The sequence below is a fragment of the Tunicatimonas sp. genome (assembly GCF_049647865.1).
GTDB lineage: Bacteria > Bacteroidota > Bacteroidia > Cytophagales > Cyclobacteriaceae > Tunicatimonas.
The window spans coordinates 1-2728 of the sequence record NZ_JBARYM010000013.1; the positions used below are offsets into that span (position 1 = coordinate 1).

Below are 2728 nucleotides of genomic sequence, written 5' to 3' on the forward strand. Positions count from 1 at the left end.
CGTCTTATTTTAGTTGGAAGCAAACTGCTGATGGTCTAGTTAAGCAATTTGATCAACTTTTTAGCTATGCACCTTAACTACAACGACCCTGTTACCTGGCTAGAACACCGTTACGATTGCGATGTGCAGGCTCGGAACGCAAGTATTGAAGAGAAGCTCTTATCTTTTTTCAAACCACACGAATCAGTATTGCACATTACTGACGTGGGATCTGGAACGGGTACCAATGTATGCTACTACTTTGATAAGTTGAATCACCAGCAAGAGTGGACCCTGGTTGAGCGACACGATCCGCTTTTACAAGCAGCTCGTAAACGACTTAGAAAATTTGCCGATAAGCAAGGCTACTCGTGGAATGAACAATCCAATCAAGTTCAATTAGTTGATAATGATAAGAAAGCTACCATTCGTTTCGTAACCGGAGATGTTAATCATATAGAAACGCTCACCAATCTGGAGGAAGCCGATGTGCTGGTGGCGAATGCTTTCTTTGATCTTATTTCCTTCGATCAGTTTGATGCATTAGTTAAAAAGTTAGCCCAGCACAATGTTGCCTTTCTATCTACGCTTAATTACTACGAAACTTCGTTTTACCCTTTCTTAGAAGAAGACCATCAGATTATGCGCTGGTATCATATGCACATGAAGCGCCCCCAACCGTTCGGTATTGCGATGGGATCGGATTGCTGCGAAGAAATGCTGGATCTGCTAACGAAACATCATTTAATGATCGAGCAGGAAAGTAGCCAGTGGCACCTAAAGCGAGGTAGTACTACCATGCAGCACTATATTTTGCACTTTATAGAAAACGCACTGGCGGAATTAAATCTAACTACCGACGAACAAAATCTTCTTAACCGGTGGCTAAATACGCGTAAGGAGCAACTGCACGATCGCACGTTGGAGATCGTTGTTGATCATAATGATATTTTCGCTACTGAATAGCCGAAGTGGGTGCGTCACCTCTCTGCCAAGAACCGCGCAGATCTACCGCAAAAGAATATAGTATCATAGCAATTGCTGCAACCAGCCCCGGGATGTACATCCAAGCGGGTACTACAAAAGGAGCCAGTAGGGTACCCATCATCCACATGCCCACAAAACGCCGTCGGAACGAATAGCCTACCGGAGCGGGTGGTTTATCGACATACGCCAGAACAATCACGTAGGCATAGCGGAGCAATCCAGGAAGTAAGACCCAACTAGCGGCTAATCCCGAGACAATAATAATTACTCCATAGGCCAGCACAAAAAAGGCATCAGTCTCTTTATCAAACACATCACCAAACTCGGAAGTGGTTTGATACTTACGGGCGTAGTAACCGTCCAGACCGTCCAATACTAGCACCAAAATTCCCAGCATAAAAATGGCGTATGGATGCAATTGCTGACAAAAGCCAACCAGCAAAATAATTATCAAATAGCGTAGCCCGGTTAGCACGTTAGCCACTCCCCCAAGCCGTCCGAATATTTGCCACTGTTCGCGATGCCAAAGCACCCAACTAAACATGCTTATTACCGAAACGCCTAAAAACCAAAACAGAGAACTGGTAAAAACGAATATAAAGGCAGCGAATATCATCGCCAGCGATAAAAATTTCGCGCTCGCCTCCAGTGAGCGCGGACCGATAGTAGGTTGAGCCATCGAGTGTGTAGGTGTAAGTTGTGGAGCGTAAAGTACGCCAGTTGTGCTGAAAATGCAAAACTGCTGGTGCTATAGTGCGATGGTGTTATAGTTCTGAGTATTCACAGCTTATTAGACTCAAACATGAATACACAAACACTAGAATACCCGGTACCATAACACTATTTTACACTTCCCTTCTAAGAATCTCCAGTGGCGGGTTATTAACAATGCTACGGCTATTGGCTAGTCCAATTAGCACGGTTAATCCAGTGATTGATAGATACACCAATAACACAACGAGCAGCGACGGGGTAAATGGAGTATCAAAACTGTACTGCGCTAGCAACCAACCACCCAAAAGGGCAATTCCAATTCCTGCCAGTGAAGCCAAGCTTCCTAAAAAAAAGTACTCTAGCACATTAATCCCGAAGATTTGCTTACGGGTTGCCCCAATCGTGCGTAGTAGCACACTCTCTTGAATACGTTGGTACTTACTGATAATTACGGAGCCAATCAGCACAATGATACCAGTTACGATGCTGAAGAATGCCATGAAGCGAATGACGAAAGCAATCTTATTTAAAATATCATCTACCGTAGCCAGAATTAGCTTCAGATCTATCACCGAGACATTCGGGTACTGCTTCACTACGGCTTGCTGGAATTGGGCCGCGGTTTGATCCGACTCTACTCTCGTTATAATCACGTGAAATTTAGGGGCGCGCTCCAGTACTCCGGCAGGAAATAGTACTAAAAAATTGGTCTGTACCCGTTGCCAATCTACCTTGCGAATACTCCCAACGTAAGTATCGATCAGCGCTCCTTGTACATTAAAAGTTACCTTATCGCCAATATCTACTTGCATCGATTCGGCCAAGCCATCTTCTAAAGAAACAAAGACCGAATCGCCTGAATTACTTATGTCACCATTCCATGTGCCCCGCACAATTTCTTCCGAGTCAATCAGGCTATCGCGGTACGTAACCCGGTACTCTCGGTTCAATACCCAACCCCGAATATGATCGGTTGTATCCTCTTTAATTTGCTCAGTAGTACGACCTTCTAAAGCGGCTAACCGCATAGTAACCACGGGAACCTGCT

3 protein-coding genes are annotated in these 2728 nt (G+C 44.7%); 1 reads left to right on the forward strand and 2 read right to left on the reverse strand.

What is annotated here, in order from left to right:
* Positions 1 to 66 precede the first annotated feature (66 nt).
* Positions 67 to 945 (forward strand): class I SAM-dependent methyltransferase, encoded by an 879-nt coding sequence (locus tag WBA23_RS00330; RefSeq protein WP_424580236.1) that lies wholly within the window; start codon positions 67 to 69, stop codon positions 943 to 945.
* Here the strand turns inward: WBA23_RS00330 and WBA23_RS00335 are convergent.
* Positions 935 to 1645, reverse strand: a complete 711-nt coding sequence (locus tag WBA23_RS00335) for a CDP-alcohol phosphatidyltransferase family protein (protein WP_424580237.1) — start codon at positions 1643 to 1645, stop codon at positions 935 to 937. The genes WBA23_RS00330 and WBA23_RS00335 overlap by 11 nt on opposite strands.
* A gap of 166 nt (positions 1646 to 1811) precedes the next feature.
* The coding region (locus WBA23_RS00340; protein ID WP_424580238.1) for an ABC transporter permease at positions 1812 to 2728 on the reverse strand (917 nt) is incomplete at its 5' end.

Bases quoted from the DNA above. Each gene is read 5' to 3' on its own strand.
- WBA23_RS00330 (WP_424580236.1), top strand. From the start codon at position 67: ATGCACCTTAACTACAACGACCCTGTTACCTGGCTAGAACACCGTTAC.
- WBA23_RS00335 (WP_424580237.1), bottom strand. From the start codon at position 1,645: ATGGCTCAACCTACTATCGGTCCGCGCTCACTGGAGGCGAGCGCGAAA.